The organism is Streptomyces sp. NPDC051364, from assembly GCF_040682115.1.
GTDB lineage: Bacteria > Actinomycetota > Actinomycetes > Streptomycetales > Streptomycetaceae > Streptomyces.
Genome location: NZ_JBFBAH010000004.1, coordinates 362,261 through 379,205 on the forward strand (window position 1 = coordinate 362,261; position 16,945 = coordinate 379,205).

The window sequence follows — 16,945 nt, forward strand, 5'->3', positions numbered from 1 at the left end:
TCACCGATGAGCAAGCAGACCATCCTCGGCCGTGTCACCCAGCTCGCGAAGGCGAACATCAACGCGCTGCTGGACCAGGCGGAGGATCCGCAGAAGATGCTGGACCAGCTGATCCGCGACTACTCGAACAACATCACGGAGGCGGAGCAGGCGGTCGCCACCACGATCGGCAATCTGCGGATGCTGGAGGCGGACCACAAGGAGGACGTGGAGGCGGCCGCGGAATGGGGCGCCAAGGCGCTCGCGGCGAGCCGGAAGGCGGACGGGCTGCGGGCCGAGGGGTCCACTGCGGATGCGGACAAGTTCGACAACCTCGCGAAGGTCGCCCTCGGCCGTCAGCTCCGGTCGGAGAAGGAGGCGAAGACGGCGGAGCCGACGATCGCCGCGCAGACGGAGGTCGTGGACAAGCTCAAGTCCGGGCTGGACGCGATGAAGGAGAAGCTGACCGAGCTGACGGCCAAGCGGGACGAGCTGGTGGCCCGGGCGAAGACCGCGCAGGCGCAGAACACCATGCTGGACGCGGTGAAGAACATCGACGTCATGGACCCGACGAGCGACATCGCCCGCTTCGAGGACAAGGTCCGCCGGGAGGAGGCCAGGGCCTTGGGCCGGCAGGAACTGGCGGCGTCCTCCCTGGACGCCCAGTTCGAGGCCCTGGACGACCTCGACAAGACCTCGGAGGTCGAAGCCCGCCTCGCCGCCCTGAAATCCCGCAAGGCCGCCTGACGAAAGCGCTGCGCGACCGCTGCCGGGGGCTGAGCCCCGGCAGCGGCGCGGTCAGCCGTTGTACATGCCCAGCAGCTGCTCAGCCGAGAGTTCCGAGACCGCCTCCGCCGCCGCGCCCGGGAGCGGGAGCTCGAACCAGACCGTCTTCCCCCGGTGGGTGCGGCGCGTGCCCCAGCCCGCCGACAGCATGCCGACCAGCTGCAGCCCCCGCCCGCCCTCGTCCGTGTCCCGGGCCCGGCGGCGCCGCGGCTGCACCAGGTTGCCGTCCCAGACCTCGCAGACCAGGGTGCGGTCCAGCAGCAGCCGCAGCCGGATCTCGCCCTCCCCGTACCGCAGGGCGTTCGTCACCAGCTCGCTCACCAGCAGCTCGGTGGTGTCCAGCAGCCCCTCCAGCCCCCAGCCCGGCAGTTTCGCCCGTGCCAGCTCCCGCGCCCGGCCGACCGACCGCGCCTCGCGCGGCAGCTGCCAGTCCCCCACCGCTTCCACCGGCAGCCCCTGCACCCGCGCCATCAGCAGCGCGATGTCGTCCTCACCGTGCCGCGTGTCCAGCGTGTTCAGCACGTGGTCGCACACGTCCTCCAGCGGCCGCACCGGGTCGGACAGCGCGTCCCGCAGCCCCCGCAGCCCTTCCTCCAGCGGGTGGTCCCGCGATTCCACCAGCCCGTCCGTGTACAGGGCCAGCAGGGCCCCCTCCGGGAGGTCCACCTCCACCTCCTCGAACGGCTCCCCGCCCACTCCCAGCGGCATCCCGGGCGGCACCTCCAACAGCAGTGCGGGCCGCGGCGGGGCGCCCGGTTCGGCCGGTTCCACCAGCACGGGCGGCATGTGGCCGGCGTTGGCGATGGTGCAGCGCCGGGTCACCGGGTCGTAGACGGCGTACACGCACGTCGCGAGGTACACCTCGGAGCGGTCCGCGTCCCGCGAGTGCAGCGCCGCCCGGGAGGCCTGCTGGGAGCCGCCGGGCGCGCCGAGCCCGCGGGCGATCTCGTCCAATGCGGTGAGAACCTCCGCCGGTTCCAGGTCCAGCAGCGCCAGGGTCCGTACGGCGGTGCGCAGTTCGCCCATCGCGACGGCCGCCCGCAGCCCGCGGCCCATGACGTCGCCGACGACCAGCGCCGTGCGGTGCCCGGGCAGTTCGATGACGTCGAACCAGTCCCCGCCGACCTCGGTGGCCGCGTTCCCCGGCAGGTACCGGCAGGCAATGTCCAGGCCGGCCGCCTCGGGGTCCCCGGGCGGCAGCAGGCTGCGTTGCAGTATCAGCGCCCGCTCGTGCTCGCGCCGGTAGAGGCGGGCGTTGTCGATGCAGACGGCGGCCCGGGCGGCGAGTTCCACGGCCACCGCCCGGTCCCGTTCCCCGAAGGGCTCGCTGCCCTTCGTACGGGAGAACTGGGCGAGCCCGACGACGGTGTCGTGCGCGACCATCGGTACGACGAGCGTCGACTGCACGAGGTCGTCCGATCCGCCGCCTTCGATCAGCCTCGGCCGCGCGGTCCGCAGGGCGAGCGCCCCCGGCGAGGCCGCCGGGTAGCGGTGGATCTCCCCTACGGAGACCAGCGTGCCCGGACCGGACAGCGGGGCGTCCGACACGGCCGAGGCGAAGGCGACGCGCCGCAGGGGCGCGGAGGGCGCCCGGCCGGCGCCCAGCCCGGGCGGCAGCGAGGGCACGCCGGGGCCCTGCGGCCGGGCGGGCCGGTCGTCGTCGCCGAGCAGCAGCCCCTGGTAGAGGTCGACGGCGGCGAGGTCGCAGAAGCCCGGGACGGTCACGTCCAGCAGTTCGCGGGCGGTGGTCTCGAGGTCGAGGGAGTTCCCGATGCGGTGCCCGGCCTCGTTGAGCAGCGCGAGATTGCGCCGGACCCCGGCGGCCTCGCGGGCGGCGAGGTGACGGCGGGTGACGTCGGTGCCCAGGCCTGCGACGCCGATGGGGCGGCCGGTGCCGCCGTGGACGCGGTAGAGGTTGATGGACCAGTGGCGGTGCTCCCGGCTGCCGGGGGCGGCGCCGGTGATCTGAAGGTCGGTGACGGAGTCGCCGGTCTCCAGGACCCGCCGCAGGGCCTCGGCCATCCGGTCGGCCTCCTGGGGCGGGAGGTAGTCGTGGACCGTGCGGCCGCGGTGCTCCTCGACGGCGCCGCCGAAGACGGTCGCGAAACGGCGGTTGGCCCGCTGCACGGTGAGGTCCGTGCCGAAGAGCAGGAAGCCGAAAGGAGATTGGCCGAATATGGCCTGCGAGGCGGCGAGATCGGATTCGATCCTGCGCAGCGCGCGTACGTCGACCACGACGCACAGCGCGGCCCGCTCGGCGGTCTCGGTCTGGGTGGGCATCACATAGATCTCGGCCACGCCGTGCGCGCCGTTCCCGCCGGGGATCCGGAAGGGGACGAGGCCGGTCCATTCCTTGCCGTCGAGGATCTCGGCCACCCTGCGGTGTCCGTCGGCGCGCAGCTCCGGCGGCATGAAGGCGTCCACCGGGTCCCGGCCCACGGCCTGTGCGGCGGTCAGCCCGAACAGCTCCTCGGCGCGCAGGCTCCACTGGTCGATGAGCCCGTCGGGTCCGATGGAGAAGGACGCGACCTTTATGTAGTCATATATCGAGCCAGGCGGGCTGCTGTGCCACAGGGAGTCGTGCCATGTCTCCCCGGGCACACGGGCCTGATGTGCCTGCGCAGGTATCTCGCTCACGCGACCGTCCCCTCCAGCTCACCGCAACCGGACCGGCCATGACCGAAGTATTCAGCACCACGGCCCCGCACGGCACGGCGTTCACGATCACAAAAAGGTCCCGACTATTTCGAGCCATGCCCTGTGATCGTCGGCCATCCTTCACCTTGTTACTCACCAGGAAGTGCCAACTCGAACCACACGGTCTTGCCCGATTTCCCGTGCCGCGTCCCCCAGCGCTGCGCGGAGGACGCCACCAGGTGAAGTCCCCGGCCACCCTCGTCGTCCGGCTTCGCGACCCGTTCGCGGGGCGGATCCGGAAGCGGATCGGAAACCTCCACGAGCAAGGCGGCACCCCCCGTCACACTTCCACTGGCCGGATTGCGCCGCACCAGCCGGACGCCGATGGGGCCGGAGGCGTACCTCAGTGAATTGGTGACCAGCTCGCTGACCAGCAGGACGGTGACGTCGCCGACGGAGTCGAGACCCCAGGAACCGAGCGTGCCACGCACGGCGTGCCGGGCGGTGCGGACGGCGCCGGGTTCGGCGGGGAAGGCCCACTCGGCGCATTCACCGTCTGTGTCGATCACGCCGATCACTTCCCGGGCCGACAACGACCCCAGTCCGATTCATCAGGGACAGAGCCACGAGGGGCAGTACACGATAGGGACTAATAGCGACATACCCGATATTCGAGGCGCCGTACCACCCGATCCTTCACGCACCGGCGCACTGTGGCGCAGACGGCCCAGCGCACGCGCGTCACGCGCCCCCGTGCGACCTGGCGTGCTGCTCGTCGCGCTCGGCGCGCAGCCGGCGTCCGACCTCGGCAACGGCGGGCCGGTCCTGGTCGAGCCAGTCCACCGAGTCCAGCTCCCCGGGCCCGAGCCAGCGCAGCTCGTCGTGGTCCTCCAGCGGCGCGGGTTCCCCGGACAGCAGCCGGGCGGTCCACACGTGCAGGACGAGCCCGGGCCTGAGCGGCCACTCCCCCGGGATCCGCTCGAGCGGCTCGGCCTCCACGCCGAGTTCCTCGCGCAGTTCGCGTACGAGCGCCTCGGGGACGGATTCGCCCGGCTCGGCCTTCCCGCCCGGCAGTTCCCAGCGTCCGGCCAGCTCCGGGGGCGCGCTGCGGCGGGCGGCCAGCAGGCGGCCCTCATGACAAAGGGCTCCGCCCACGACCACTCGTACCGTCATGGGGCGGAGCCTATGCCAACGCGCGGATACTCAGTTCGTCGTGGCCGTCTGACCGATCCGCTCGACCCAGTACAGCTGCTTGTGGCCTCTGTCCTCGAGGCTGTCGGCGACCTTCTGGGCCTCGGCCCGGGTGGGGTACCGGCCCACCCGGTAGCGGTTGCCGTTGTCGTCCTGACGTATGACCAGCCATGAGAGCAGGGCACCGCTGTCGTTCATCGCGTTTGACCCTCCGCCGATGTACCTGCCCGGGAAACCGCATTGCGCATATGCCCGAGCTTACGCCCGACCTTTACGGAGCGGATACGGTTTTTCACGAAGAGGTACCTCAGGCGTACGCATCCGGCCATGCGTACGACAGGGCCGTGTACGCCGGTTCAGAACCGGCGCACCGTGGGCATCGACAGCACCACCGCACCTCCCTGCGGCGCCTTTCGGCAGTCCGTGACACCCCGTCACGCGTGGACATTGCCCCGGGGTTACGCCGCGCGCCCCCGCGTCACCGCCCGGTCAACACCCTGGCACGCCCTGTCCGCTCACCGGACCGGCAGGTGGTACGACAGGCGGTAGCGGTCCGCCGGGACCACCACGTCGGCGGTCTCGACCGCCCGCCCGGACGCGAAGTACGTACGGCCGATCACCAGGACCACATGGCCCGGGACCCCGCCCAGCAGCATGATCTCCTCGGCCAGGCCGGGCCGCGCCCCGACCTCCTCCACCACGTTGTCCACGACGACGTCGATCGCGGCCATCCGGTCGACGACCCCCGAGCCCCCGAGCGGCCCCTCCTCCGGCAGCATCACCGGGGTCCGGCCCGTGACCGCGAGCGGCTCCCAGGAGGTCGACAGCATCATCGCCTCCCCCGCGTCGCGGAACACGTACCGCGTCCGCATCACCCGCTCGCCGGGCTCGATGCCGAGCCGCCCGGCGATCTCCACCGGTGCGGCCGTCTGCTCACTGCCGGACTCCCAGGTGCCCCGGGCGCCCGCCTCGGCCTGCTCCTGCCGGAACGGCGTCGACGTCCCGCCCGTGCGGTATCCCGAGCGCGCGACCCGTCTCGGCACGGGCTGCTCCCGTACGTACGTACCCGACCCGGACCGGCCCTCGACCAGCCCCTCCGCCATCAGGACCTTGCGCGCCTCAAGCGCCACGGTGTCGGAGACCCCGTACTCCTCGCGGATCCGGGCCTGCGAGGGGAGCCGGGCGTGCGGGGGCAGGGACCCATCGACGATCTTCCGTCGCAGATCCCCGGCGACGCGCAGATAGGCCGGCTGCTCACCGAAAGTCACTGGCCACTCCCATCAGGTTGACAGACAGCTACACCCTGGCAACCGACGGTTGTAGACCGCAAGCAAGGGCCAGAGTTTCACCCGAAGTGATGAAGGCAGGTCACTGAAACCCGTTACCGCGCGCTATCCTCGACGGCTCCTCACACCGAGGCCGAAGAGGACCCGTCCGACTCGCCGTCAGGATCGCCCTCCGAGCCGCCGTCCGAGTCGCCCGGCTGCCCCGCGAGCCAGTCCGGCACCCTCGTCGAGAGCCCATACGCCCCGCGCAGCGCCTTCTCCGTGTCCACGGACAGTGCACCCGAGGCCGCGTCCCACGCGTCCTGGAACTCCGCCGGCCTCGTCGCCTTAGCCGCCCGCTGCCACGCCGCCCGCGCCGCCTCGACCCCCTTGAGCTGCGCCCGCGCCGGCCCGGCCAGCTCCGGCCGGGCCTTCACCCCGTCCAGCAGCCCCGCCTCCGCGGCCAGCGCCCGGTCGACCTCGCGGGCCCACTCCCGGTACTGCGGCAGCGCCTCGTCGAGCTCCTCCTCCGGCCCGCCCCCCAGCGCCAGGTCGGCCTCGTTCATCACGCGCAGGAAGGCCACCTGCTCCGGCTTCAGCGTCCCGGCGTCCTTGCGCAGGCTGCCGCGGTGCTCCCGCTCCGCCGTGCCGATGACGCAGAGCAGCCGCCGGTCGCCGCCGCTCCACGCTTCGCGCGAGGGCGCGAAGTAGAACATCTCCGCGTACGAGGGCAGCGCCCACGAGTCCATCGCGTACGCGTCCTGTGCCTTCCAGCACGTGTCCGTGGCGGTCTTCTTCAGCTCGGGCCCGCCCGGGAACACCGTGTCGTCGAACCGGGTCGAGGAGGTGACCTCGCCCTCGTGCACCTCCGTGCACGCGATCCGGTAGATGAGCGGGCTCTGGTCGAGCAGGTCTGCGCCGGGGACGTTGAAGCAGTCGCCGGCGCGCATGTCGTCCACGGCGGTCAACTCGCCCTCGACGCCCTCGAACTGCTGGAGCGTGTCCAGCCGGTCGAACAGCCGCTCCGCCACCCGGTCCGCGGCGAAGACGACGGCGGCGGTCATCGCGAGCGACACCGCCAGACCCGCGATGGCGAGCGCCCTGCCCCGCTCTCCCTTCCGCGCGATCTGGACGAGCGCCACGATCCCGAAGACGACCCCGAGCGGCGGCACGCACAACAGCCCGACCAGCAGCGACGCGAGCGCGAAGCCGTTGAGAGCGGGCTCCCGGTACGCCTGCTGCGGGGGCGGAGCGGGCCAGTAGGGCGGGGGCGGGGTGCTCACGGGGCGGGGTGCTCCATCACAGGGGGCGCGAACGAATGCGCGAAATAGTACGCAGCGGGGGCGACCGCCGTGACGGTCGCCCCCGCAGTTCACCGCGGCCTTGGGCCGCGTTCACCCCCGGTGGGTCAGAACTGGAGCGCCCAGGAGTCGATCTTGCCGGTGTCGATGTTGGCGTTGTCGTTCACACGGAGCTTCCACACACCGTTGGCAACCTCCGAAGAGGCGTTGACGGTGAAGGCCTTGATGATGTTGTCCGCACTGCCGCCGCTGCGGTTGTGCAGGGTGTACACGGAGCCGTCGGGGGCGACCAGGTCGACCTTCAGGTCACCGGTGTACGTGTGCTTGATGTCGACCGAAACGCTCAGCGCCGCCGGGGCGTTGCCGGAGACGCCGCTGACGGTGAGCGGCGACTCGACGGTGGCGTTGTCGTTGATCGCGTAGTCGGCGGTGTTCTCGAAGCGGGTGCCCGGGTTCGGCGGGGTGGTGCCGCCGCCCACGTAGAGCAGGCGGTTCGGGGAGCCGGAACCGGGGCCGGTCACCACGTTCGGGGTGGCCGCGGCCACCAGGGCCGCGGAGACCTGGGCCGGGGTGCTCGAGGGGTTCTGCGAGAGGTACAGGGCGGCCGCGCCCACGACGTGCGGCGTGGCCATCGAGGTGCCCGAGATGGTGTTGGTGGCGGTGTCGCCGGTGCCCCACGAGGAGGTGATGGAGGAGCCCGGGGCGAAGATGTCCAGGATCGAGCCGTAGTTGGAGTAGCTGGCCTTGGCGTCGGTGTTGGTGGTGGCGCCGACCGTGATGGCCTCGGCGACACGCGCCGGGGACTTGGTGCTCGCGTCCGTGGACTCGTTGCCCGCGGCGACGCCGTACGTGATGCCGGAGGCTATGGAGTTGCGTACGGCGGTGTCGAGCGCGGAGTCGGCTCCGCCGCCGAGCGACATGTTCGCCACGGCCGGCTTGACGGCGTGCTGCGTCACCCAGTCGATGCCGGCGACGACCTGTTCCGTCGTACCGGAGCCGTTGTTGTCGAGGACGCGGACGCCGACGATCTTGGCCTTCTTGGCCACGCCGTACGAGGTGCCCGCGACCGTTCCGGCGACGTGCGTGCCGTGGCCGTGGCCGTCCTGGGCGGTGTTGTCGTTGTCGATGGCGTCGTAGCCGTAGGAGGCGCGGCCCGCGAGCTCGCCGTGGGTGATGCGGACGCCGGTGTCGATGATGTACGCGGTGACGCCCTCGCCGGCCTTGTCCGGGTAGGTGTAGCTGTTGTCGAGCGGGAGCGGGTGCTGGTCGATGCGGTCCAGGCCCCAGGAGGGCGGGCTGGGCTGGGTGCCCTGGGCGTCGTCGACGGTGAACGTCCGGTTCTGCACGACGGACTTGACCGCCGGGTCGGCGGCGAGCTTCTTCGCCTGCGCCTCGGAGACCTTGACGGAGTAGCCGTTGAGGGCGGCGCTGTAGGTCCTGCCGATCGTCGCGCCGTAGCGCTGGGCGACGGCCTTGCCGCTGTCGGCGGTGGAGCGGGCGGCCGAGTCCTTCAGGGTCACGATGTAGCTGCCGGCGACCGAGCCGGGGGCGCCGGCGTTCTCGATGACGCCCTGGGGGCCGTTGTCGGCCGCGGAGGCGGGTAACGCGGCGGCCGCGCCGAGCGCGAGGGCCACGACGGCGGTCGCGCTGATGCCGGCGAATTTCCGGCGGGTGTGACGCATCACGGACATGTGGGGGGTCCTCCTCATAGGTGGTGCATTGCGGGGGGTGAGGCGGCAGAAAGACATGGGCATGACAACCCCTTCGGGGTCTGCCGGGCTGCCGCCTCCAAAAGGTTGGCCCACGCGTTCGCCCCACCACAAGAGGACGGCGAACGCGTAACATCCGTGCCATACAACGGCCATGAATGAGCAAAGGCCCTCTGCACATGACGCACGCACTGCCCGGCTACGTCTGCCCCGAAGACGCCACGCGCGCGGATGCCCGGACGGCGCCCTGGCGCTGCCCGCTCTGCGGAGGACCGTGGGATCTCGACTTCACACCGGATCCGGCCAGTCCGCTCGAACCGGCCGCCGGACCCAACTCGCTCTGGCGGTTCGGGTCCGTGCTGCCGCTGCCGGGGGCGTTCTCCGTGACGCTGTCGGAGGGGAACACCCCGCTGGTCCCGCTCGGGGAGCGGATTCACGCCAAGCTCGACTTCCTGATGCCGACGCTGTCGTTCAAGGACCGCGGCGCGGTGATGCTCGCGGAGCTGGCCCGGCGGCTGGCTCCGGAGCGGGTCGTCGCGGACAGCAGCGGGAACGCGGGGACGGCCGTGGCCGCGTACTGCGCGCGGGCCGGGCTGAAGTGTGAAGTTTTCGTGCCCGAGGGCACCTCGGAGAAGAAGACGGAGCAGATGCGGGCGCACGGGGCGGCGGTCCGCGTCGTACCGGGCGGCCGGGAGGCGACGGCGGTGGCGGCCCGGGAGGCGGCCGACCTCCCGGGGGTCTTCTACGCGAGCCACGTCTTCAACCCGTACTTCCTGCACGGAACCAAGACGTACGCGTACGAGGTGTGGGAGGAGCTCGGCGGCCGGCTCCCGGAGACCCTCGTCGTCCCCGTCGGCAACGGCACCCTGCTGCTGGGGGCGGCGCTGGCGGTCGAGGAGCTGGCCCGGCGCGGGGTGAAGCCGCCGGCGCTGATCGCGGTACAGGCGGAGGCGGTGTCCCCGCTCGCCACGGCCTTCGCGGCGGGCGCGCAGGACGCCGACCCGGTGGAACAGCGGCCCACCCTGGCCGAGGGCATCGCGATCCCGGCCCCTCCGCGGGCCCGCCAGATCCTGGCGGCGGTCCGCAAGTCCGGCGGCACCTTCCTGACGGTCCCGGAGCCGGCCCTGCGCGCGGCCCAGCGGGACCTGGCACAGCGCGGGCTCTTCGTGGAGCCGACGGCGGCGGCCTGCTGGGCGGCGGTGGGCCCGCTCGCGCCCACCGATCCCCTCCAGGGCCGCACGACGGTCCTCCCCCTGTGCGGAGCAGGCCTGAAGGGAGGCCTCGCGTAGTCCAGCCCCCGCCGGCACATCCAGCCCGGCCGGCGCTTGAGGCGCGGGGGCCCGGGGGCAGCGCCCCCTACACGTCGGAAAATCGCAAGCCGGGGCCGGGCCCGGTCTGCTGAACTGGTCCCATGACCACCACCGTTGATCTCGCCCGCCGCTTCACCGCGCTCCACACCCCCGCCGCGCCGCTGGCCCTGGCCAACGCCTGGGACGTAGTCAGCGCCCGCCTCGTCGAGGCCGCCGGCGCCCCCGCCGTCGCCACCACCAGCGCCGGTGTCGCCTGGTCCCTCGGCGCGCCCGACGGGGACGCCCTGACCCGCGACCGCGCCCTCGACCTCGTCGCCCGGGTGGCCGAGGCCGTCTCCGTCCCCGTGACCGCCGACATCGAGGGCGGCTTCGGCGCCGACCCCGCCGGGGTCGCCGAGACGGTCACCGGGGTGCTCGCCGCCGGCGCGGCCGGCATCAACATCGAGGACGGCACCCGGGCCGCCGCCGACCACGCGGAGCGGGTGGCCGCGGCCCGGGCCGCCGCCGACACCGCCGGGGTCCCGCTGTACATCAACGCCCGCATCGACACGTTCCTCTTCGGCCTCGGGGAGGAGGCGAACCGCCTCGACGAGACCCTCGCCCGCGCCGCCGCCTACCTCCGCGCGGGCGCCACCGGCATCTTCGTCCCCGGCGTCACCGACCCGGCCACCGTCACCGAGCTGGCCAAGGGCATCGACGCGCCGCTCAACGTCCTCGTCGGCCCCGGCGCCCCGTCCGTCGCCGAGCTCGGCGCCCTCGGCGTCGCCCGCGTCAGCCTCGGCTCCTGGGTCGCGTCGGCCGCGTACGACGTGGTCCGCCGCGCCGCCGAGGAGCTGATCGCGGGCGGCACGTACACCGCGCTCGACGCCTCCCTCCCGTACGGCGAGCTGAACGCCCTGCTCAAGGGCTGAGACCCAGGAAGCGTGTACGCGCCAACGACCCTAGGATCCCGTCATGCGCACCTCGGAGACTGCTGAGAGCAAGCCGCCGGAATCCACCGCCCGCAGGGTCACGGGCGCCGTCTGGACCGCGCTCGCCCTCGTCTACGTCCTCTGGGGCTCCACCTACCTCGCCATCCGCGTGGTCGTCCGGACCATGCCGCCGTTCCTCTCCGCCGGTGCCCGCTTCATCGCGGCCGGCCTGCTGCTGCTGGGCCTCGTCGCCTGGCGGTACGGGCCGGCCGCGCTCCGGGCCACCCGCGCCCAGGTCGGTTCGGCGGTCGTGGTCGGCCTGCTGCTGATCCTCGGCGGCAACGGCCTCGTCGTGCTCGCCGAGACCGAGGTGCCGTCCGGCCTGACCGCGCTGCTCATCGCGGCGGTGCCGATGTGGCTGGTGGTGCTGCGGACCGCCACCGGCGACCGGCCGCCGCTGCGCACCCTGGGCGGCGTCCTGCTGGGCTTCGCCGGGCTCGCGGTGCTGACCAGTCCGGGCATCGGCGGTGCGGTGCAGCTCTCCGGGGTGCTGCTGGTGCTGGTGGCGTCGGTGCTCTGGTCGCTCGGCTCGTTCTCCGCGTCGAAGCTGTCCCTGCCGGGCAACCCGTTCACGGGCAGCGCGTACCAGATGCTCGCGGGCGGGGCCGGCGGCATCGTCGTCGGCCTGCTGCGCGGCGAGCACCAAGACCTGGACTGGGCGGGCTACTCCACCGCCTCCTGGCTGGCGCTGGGCTACCTGGTGGTGTTCGGCTCGCTGGTCGCCTTCACGGCGTACGCATGGCTGCTCCAGTCGGCGCCGCTGTCGCTGGTCGCCACGTACGCGTACGTCAACCCGGTCGTCGCCGTCGCGCTGGGTGCGCTGATCCTCGACGAGGCCATGACCTGGCCGATCCTGGTCGGCGGTGCGGTCGTCGTCGCGGCGGTGTGCGTGATCGTCAGTACCGAGCGCAGGCAGTAGCGGGGGCCCGGGCTCAGTCCCGTGCGGCCTGCTCGTACAGCGCCTTGGCCTTCTCGTCCAACAGGGCGGCCGTGGAGTCCACGTCCGTCTCCCCGCCGCTCAGCACCCCGATCAGCCGCCCGGGACGGCCCGGACCGCCCCGGTCTGCGATCCAGGGGCTGCCGCTGGTGCCCGACCAGAAGCCCGCGCAGCTGATGTACAGCATCGCGGGGTCCTGCTGGTCGTGGCTGGTCTGGGTGGTGCAGGAGATGGGCTTGTTCTGCGGGTTGCGGTCCGACTCCGGATAGCCGACGACCGTCACCTCGCGCTCGTACCCGGAGGTCCAGTCGGGCTTCGGGGCCTCCTCGGCGCCGCCGACCGCCTGCTGCACGCTGCGGCCGTCCTCGTCCGGCTCGATGCTGAGGAAGGCGAAGTCGGCGGTGTCCTCGCCCCATCTGGTCCAGCGCTCGTCCACGTGGACCGCGCGGACCTTCCACACCCCGAGGGGCTGGCGGCCCACGCCCTCCCCGGTGAAGGCGGGGGCGAAGGAGAGATCGCCGATGGCCCGGCCGTCGGGGGCGACCGCTCCGGGCTCGCCGTCCTCGCCCGCGGGGGCCACACAGTGCGCGGCGGTCGCGACGACCGTGCCCTTGGGGCTGTCGACGACGCTCGCCGTGCACCAGTGCTCCCCGTTCGCCATGAGGACGCCGACGCCGGGGAAGGCGTGCACCGCGTGCGCGTCCACGTCCGTCGCCTTGAGGAAGCCGACGGCCAGGACCGCCGCCACCCCGGCGGCGGCCGCCGCCGCCGCACCCTTGACGACTACGTTCATCGCACGCCGGGGTCGGGGGTCGGTGCGAGCATGACCTTGCTGATCCACTCCAGAGCGCCCTCCCTCATACCGCGTACGTACGACTTTCCATTGTGCTCACCATCCTGGATCACCTGGAGCTGGGTGTGCACGGGGCCCTTTCCGTACTCCTTCATGAACTTCTCGGCCCTCTCGCGGCCGGTCTCCTTGGTGCCGATCTGGAAGTTGATGTAGACGTCCGGACCACCCTCCTTGATCAGCTTCTCGGCGAGCTTCTCGGGGTTGTTCTCGTCCATGGCCTGCGTGTTCCCCTTCCACAGCGGGGAATCGGGGACGATGTCAACCCCGCTCGCGATGGCCGCCTTGAACCGGTCGGGGTACTTCAGGACGTGCTTGAAGGCACCGAATCCGCCCGCGGAGGAGCCCATGAAGGCCCACCCGTCCCGGGAGGTGAAGGTCCGGAAATTGGCCTTCGTGAAATCCGGGATGTCCTCGGCCATCCAGGTGCCCATCTTGGGCTCGCCGGGGATGTCCGAGGCGTCGAAGTGGTGCTTGGTGTCCGCGTTGTGCACCGGCATGACGAGGATGAAGGGCAGGCTCGTACCGGCCTTCGCCCCGTCGCTGACGGCCTTCTGGAGGCCGAGGCCGGGGCCCGTCCCCCAGTAGTTCGTGGGGTAGCCCCGGCCGCCGGGCAGGGAGATCAGCACCGGGAAGGCGCTCTTGGCGTATCTCGGCTCGTCGTACTCCTTCGGGACCCACACCCACACGTCACCGGTGAACCCCGACTTCGCGCCGGTCAGGGTCGTCCGGCCGATCTGCGTGCCGTCGGGCATCCGGTAGGTCCGGACGAACTCGGACTTCGGCCCGGTCGGCATGCTCACCCCCGGCCGGATCTCCTCGGCCGCGGCGGCCGACTCCTGCACCTTCCCGAAGGAGACCGGATCCCCTATGTCCGAGAAGAGCCCGTACTTGTACGCCGCCGCGCCGCCGCCGGCGGCGAGCGTGAACGCCAGCGCACCGCCGATCAGAAGCCTGCGCAGGCGCTTGGGGCGGCGACGGCCCGTGGTCAGCGGGCCTTCCTCGGTCATGAGGTCGCCGTCACCCTGAAGCTGGTCATGCTGCACGGTTTTGTCCCGTTCCTTCTCCGGCGCTCCCGAAGAGCGCGGGTCAGACCGATCGGTCCCCCTTACACCCCTTACAGAGGTGTCAACGATCGGATGGGTTGCCTGGGACCGGCGGGACGTGGCCTGCGCCACCCCGCTCCCGGGCTCCGTGCGTACGGCGTGGTCAGCCGGCTGGTCAGCCGGCCTGGGGCTTCGGGCCCTTGAGCACCTTGCTGATCCACTCCAGGGAGCCTTCCTTCATGCCCCGGACGTAGTGCCAGCCGTTGTGCTCGCCGTTCTGGATGTCGCGGATGGTCATCTTGACGGGGCCCTTGCCGTACTGCTGCTGGAACTTGGTCATCCGCTCCTTCCCGGTCTCCTTGGTGCCGACCTGGAAGTTGATGTAGACCTCGGGGCCGTTGCCGTCGATCAGCTTCTTCGCGAGCTTCTCGGGGTTGTTCGCGTCCATCTCCGCCTGGTGGCCCTTCCAGAGCGGGGAGTCGGGAACGATCTCGCCGCCGCTGGCGATCACGGCCTTGAACCGGTCCGGGTACTGCAGGACCGTCTTCATGCCGACGAAGGCGCCGGAGGAGGAGCCCATGAAGGCCCAGCCGTCGCGGGACTGGTACGTACGGAAGTTGGCCTTGGTGAACGCCGGGACGTCCTCGGCGATCCAGGTGCCCATCTTGGGCTGGCCGGGGATGTCGGCGCCGTCGTAGTAGTACTTGCTGTCCGGGTTCAGCACCGGCATGACCACGATGAACGGCAGGCTGGTACCGGCCTGGACGCCCTCGCTGATGGCCTTCTGCAGGCCCAGGCTGCGGTCGGCCCAGTAGTTGCTGGGGAAGCCGTTGCCGCCGGGGAGGGCGATGAGCACCGGGAAGGCGCTCTTCTCGTACTTCGCCTCGTTGTACTCCTTGGGCGTCCACACCCAGACGTCGCCCTCGAAGCCGGACTTCGCGCCCGCGAGGCGGGTCTTCGCGATGATCGTGCCGTCGTCGAGCTTGGCGGTCTGCTTGAAGTCGGACTTCGGGCCGGTCGGCAGGAGTACGTCCGGATCGCCGGTCGGCGTGGGAGAGGCCGACGGCGCATCCGGGGACGGCTTGCCCGCATCGGGGGTGGCGGACGCGGGAGCCTTGCCGAAGCTCACGGAGCCGCCGTCGCCGGAGAACCACTCGAGCTTCCAGGCGGCGAAGCCTCCGCCGCCGAGCAGCAGCGCGAAGGCCACGACGGCGGATATCCATATCGCCCGGCGGGAACGCCGGGGCGGGTCTTGGTGCACGAACTTCGCTCCGAACGGTCATGACTGCCCCGGGCCGGGACAGAACGGCTGGGTATCCCTTTAGCCCTGATGTGCGAATCCCACGGACAGTTCCAAAACCCGGCAAAAACATGGTCGGAATCTCATGTGTCCGGAACCCCGACAGCAGAACTCACCTCTGGGCGTCGAGCGCCTCCGCGCACCGCCCCAGCAGGCTGATCAGCTGCTCCCGCTCCTCAGCCGAGAACGCGGTGGCGAGCGCCCGCTCGACCCGTACGGCGCCGGCGTCGGCGAGCTCCATCGCGGCCCGGCCCTCCTCCGTGAGCCGGGTCTCGAGCACGTTGCGGTGCCATTCGTGCGGGGTGCGCTCGATGAGCCCGCGCTCCTGGAGGTTCTTCAGCACGGTGTTCATGGTCGGCGGCGTCACCCCGCACAGCCGGGCGAGCGCGGCCGCGGAGATCCCCGGCTTCTCGGAGAGCCAGAGCAGCGCGGCGTACTGCGGAACCGTTACTGCGGCGGGCTTGAGCGCAGCGTTCTTGGCCGCGAGAAGCGCCTGCTCGGCGCGCTTGACGTGCGAGCCGATGCGCTCCTCGGGAGGCATGGAGGTCATCCCCGCATCCTAAGGCCCTTGCAAGCATTAGAGCTCTAACCTATCTTCGTGTTCACCTACTCGGAAGAGGACACTCGCTGTGCTGAAGAAGCTCCTGCCCGCCACGTTCCTGACCCTGACCACGGCGCTCACCCTGGGCGCGATCCCGGCCGCGCAGGCTGCCCCGGCCGCCTCGGCCCCCGCCCCGGCCTCCGCCCCGGCCCACGACAACCGGATCTCGACGGCCTTCACCCTCCCCGGCGAGAAGGTCTACCCCGAAGGCATAGCCACCGACCCCCGCAACCACACCGTCTACGTCGGCTCGTACGCGGACGGCACCGTCTACCGGGCCCGCCCCGGACAGCGCACCGCCGAGGTGTTCCTGCCCGCCGGCACCGACGGCCGCCACACGGCGAACGGCCTGCGCGTCGACGCCCGCGGCCGCCTGTGGGTGACCGACTCCACCTCCGGGGTCTCCGTCTACGACACCGCGTCCCGCAGGCGCGTGGCCCACTTCGAGGTCGCCGGGAGCGGCGGGCTCTTCGTCAACGACCTGGCCATCACCCCGGACGGCACCGCCTACCTGACGGACAGCGTCCGCTCGGTGATCTACCGCGTGACCCCGGCCCAGCTGGCGGCCGGCTCGGGCGCGCTGCTCCCCGCGTACGACCTGAGCGGGCACCTGACCCCGTCCCCGGCGGGCAGCTTCGCCCTCAACGGCATCGTCTCGGACCCGGCGGGACGCTTCCTGCTGACCGTGGACATGACCGCGGGCGACCTCCACCGCATCGACCTGCGCACCGGCGCGATATCCCGCGTCGCCCTCCAGGGCGGCGACCTCACCCACGCCGACGGCCTCGACCTCGCCCCCGACGGCACCCTGCGGGTGGCCCACAACACCACGAACACCCTGACCCGGTGGCACCTGAGCCCCGACGGCACCCGGGCCCGGCTGACCAGGACGATCACCGACCCGTCCCTGCAGATCCCGACCACGCTGAGCCACACCCCGGGCCGCACGCTCGTGGTCCGCTCCCAGTTCGACAAGGGCGGTCCCATGGGCCCGGGTACGCCGGCGTCCTTCACGATCGCCTCGGTCCGCGGTCTTTGACGCCTCCTTCTCGACGCGCCCCG

General features: G+C 71.8%; 16 protein-coding genes. 5 read left to right on the top strand and 11 right to left on the bottom strand.

Going from position 1 to position 16,945, the window contains the following annotated elements:
* The first annotated feature begins 6 nt into the window (after positions 1-6).
* Entirely contained in the window at positions 7-726 is a 720-nt protein-coding gene (locus AB0M76_RS11335) for a PspA/IM30 family protein (protein ID WP_365952619.1), read from the top strand.
* A gap of 51 nt (positions 727-777) precedes the next feature.
* Here AB0M76_RS11335 and AB0M76_RS11340 read toward each other — a convergent pair whose 3' ends face one another.
* The 7 genes from AB0M76_RS11340 to AB0M76_RS11370 all read right to left on the bottom strand — a co-directional run bounded on the left by AB0M76_RS11340 (position 778) and on the right by AB0M76_RS11370 (position 8,850).
* Positions 778-3,366, bottom strand: a complete 2,589-nt coding sequence (locus AB0M76_RS11340; RefSeq protein WP_365952770.1) for a SpoIIE family protein phosphatase — start codon at positions 3,364-3,366, stop codon at positions 778-780.
* 185 nt (positions 3,367-3,551) lie between these two features.
* Complete coding sequence (locus tag AB0M76_RS11345) at positions 3,552-3,980, bottom strand: ATP-binding protein (RefSeq protein ID WP_266633254.1); 429 nt, start codon at positions 3,978-3,980, stop codon at positions 3,552-3,554.
* A gap of 163 nt (positions 3,981-4,143) precedes the next feature.
* Positions 4,144-4,575, bottom strand: coding sequence for a (deoxy)nucleoside triphosphate pyrophosphohydrolase (locus AB0M76_RS11350; RefSeq protein WP_365952620.1), 432 nt, complete (start codon positions 4,573-4,575; stop codon positions 4,144-4,146).
* 30 nt (positions 4,576-4,605) lie between these two features.
* Positions 4,606-4,791 carry an SPOR domain-containing protein gene (locus AB0M76_RS11355; RefSeq protein ID WP_365952621.1) on the bottom strand — a complete coding sequence of 62 codons (186 nt, stop codon included), beginning with the start codon at positions 4,789-4,791 and terminating at the stop codon, positions 4,606-4,608.
* A gap of 317 nt (positions 4,792-5,108) precedes the next feature.
* Positions 5,109-5,861: a GntR family transcriptional regulator gene (locus AB0M76_RS11360; protein ID WP_365952622.1), complete on the bottom strand. Its 753-nt coding sequence runs from the start codon at positions 5,859-5,861 to the stop codon at positions 5,109-5,111.
* A gap of 140 nt (positions 5,862-6,001) precedes the next feature.
* Entirely contained in the window at positions 6,002-7,141 is a 1,140-nt protein-coding gene (locus AB0M76_RS11365; protein WP_365952623.1) for a DUF4190 domain-containing protein, read from the bottom strand.
* 125 nt (positions 7,142-7,266) lie between these two features.
* Positions 7,267-8,850: a S8 family peptidase gene (locus tag AB0M76_RS11370; RefSeq protein ID WP_365952624.1), complete on the bottom strand. Its 1,584-nt coding sequence runs from the start codon at positions 8,848-8,850 to the stop codon at positions 7,267-7,269.
* Between the two features lie 197 nt (positions 8,851-9,047).
* Here AB0M76_RS11370 and AB0M76_RS11375 point away from each other — a divergent pair, with 197 nt between their 5' ends.
* From AB0M76_RS11375 to AB0M76_RS11385, 3 genes are all read left to right on the top strand, one after another.
* Positions 9,048-10,157: a threonine synthase gene (locus tag AB0M76_RS11375; protein WP_365952771.1), complete on the top strand. Its 1,110-nt coding sequence runs from the start codon at positions 9,048-9,050 to the stop codon at positions 10,155-10,157.
* Between the two features lie 122 nt (positions 10,158-10,279).
* A complete protein-coding gene (locus AB0M76_RS11380; protein ID WP_365952625.1) occupies positions 10,280-11,089 on the top strand; it encodes an isocitrate lyase/phosphoenolpyruvate mutase family protein in 810 nt (269 codons plus the stop codon).
* A 43-nt stretch (positions 11,090-11,132) separates the two neighbouring features.
* On the top strand, positions 11,133-12,068 hold the full coding sequence (locus AB0M76_RS11385; RefSeq protein ID WP_365952626.1) for an EamA family transporter: 936 nt from the start codon (positions 11,133-11,135) through the stop codon (positions 12,066-12,068).
* Between the two features lie 13 nt (positions 12,069-12,081).
* Here AB0M76_RS11385 and AB0M76_RS11390 read toward each other — a convergent pair whose 3' ends face one another.
* The 4 genes from AB0M76_RS11390 to AB0M76_RS11405 all read right to left on the bottom strand — a co-directional run bounded on the left by AB0M76_RS11390 (position 12,082) and on the right by AB0M76_RS11405 (position 15,832).
* Positions 12,082-12,879, bottom strand: coding sequence for a serine protease (locus AB0M76_RS11390; protein WP_365952627.1), 798 nt, complete (start codon positions 12,877-12,879; stop codon positions 12,082-12,084).
* Positions 12,876-13,982 carry an alpha/beta hydrolase-fold protein gene (locus AB0M76_RS11395; protein WP_365952628.1) on the bottom strand — a complete coding sequence of 369 codons (1,107 nt, stop codon included), beginning with the start codon at positions 13,980-13,982 and terminating at the stop codon, positions 12,876-12,878. The genes AB0M76_RS11390 and AB0M76_RS11395 overlap by 4 nt, the downstream gene beginning before the upstream one ends.
* A 175-nt stretch (positions 13,983-14,157) precedes the next feature.
* Positions 14,158-15,243, bottom strand: a complete 1,086-nt coding sequence (locus tag AB0M76_RS11400) for an alpha/beta hydrolase-fold protein (RefSeq protein WP_365952629.1) — start codon at positions 15,241-15,243, stop codon at positions 14,158-14,160.
* Positions 15,244-15,394: 151 nt separating this feature from the next.
* Positions 15,395-15,832 carry a MarR family transcriptional regulator gene (locus AB0M76_RS11405; protein ID WP_365952630.1) on the bottom strand — a complete coding sequence of 146 codons (438 nt, stop codon included), beginning with the start codon at positions 15,830-15,832 and terminating at the stop codon, positions 15,395-15,397.
* 79 nt (positions 15,833-15,911) lie between these two features.
* On the opposite strand from AB0M76_RS11405, the gene AB0M76_RS11410 reads away from it, so the two are divergent.
* Positions 15,912-16,922, top strand: a complete 1,011-nt coding sequence (locus AB0M76_RS11410) for an SMP-30/gluconolactonase/LRE family protein (protein ID WP_365952631.1) — start codon at positions 15,912-15,914, stop codon at positions 16,920-16,922.
* Positions 16,923-16,945: the final 23 nt, after the last annotated feature.

Excerpts from the sequence above, each read along its gene's own strand:
- AB0M76_RS11370 (WP_365952624.1), bottom strand. The coding sequence starts at position 8,850 with ATGTCCGTGATGCGTCACACCCGCCGGAAATTCGCCGGCATCAGCGCG.
- AB0M76_RS11390 (WP_365952627.1), bottom strand. The coding sequence starts at position 12,879 with ATGAACGTAGTCGTCAAGGGTGCGGCGGCGGCGGCCGCCGCCGGGGTG.
- AB0M76_RS11375 (WP_365952771.1), top strand. The coding sequence starts at position 9,048 with ATGACGCACGCACTGCCCGGCTACGTCTGCCCCGAAGACGCCACGCGC.
- AB0M76_RS11350 (WP_365952620.1), bottom strand. The coding sequence starts at position 4,575 with ATGACGGTACGAGTGGTCGTGGGCGGAGCCCTTTGTCATGAGGGCCGC.
- AB0M76_RS11380 (WP_365952625.1), top strand. The coding sequence starts at position 10,280 with ATGACCACCACCGTTGATCTCGCCCGCCGCTTCACCGCGCTCCACACC.
- AB0M76_RS11355 (WP_365952621.1), bottom strand. The coding sequence starts at position 4,791 with ATGAACGACAGCGGTGCCCTGCTCTCATGGCTGGTCATACGTCAGGAC.
- AB0M76_RS11385 (WP_365952626.1), top strand. The coding sequence starts at position 11,133 with ATGCGCACCTCGGAGACTGCTGAGAGCAAGCCGCCGGAATCCACCGCC.
- AB0M76_RS11405 (WP_365952630.1), bottom strand. The coding sequence starts at position 15,832 with ATGACCTCCATGCCTCCCGAGGAGCGCATCGGCTCGCACGTCAAGCGC.
- AB0M76_RS11335 (WP_365952619.1), top strand. The coding sequence starts at position 7 with ATGAGCAAGCAGACCATCCTCGGCCGTGTCACCCAGCTCGCGAAGGCG.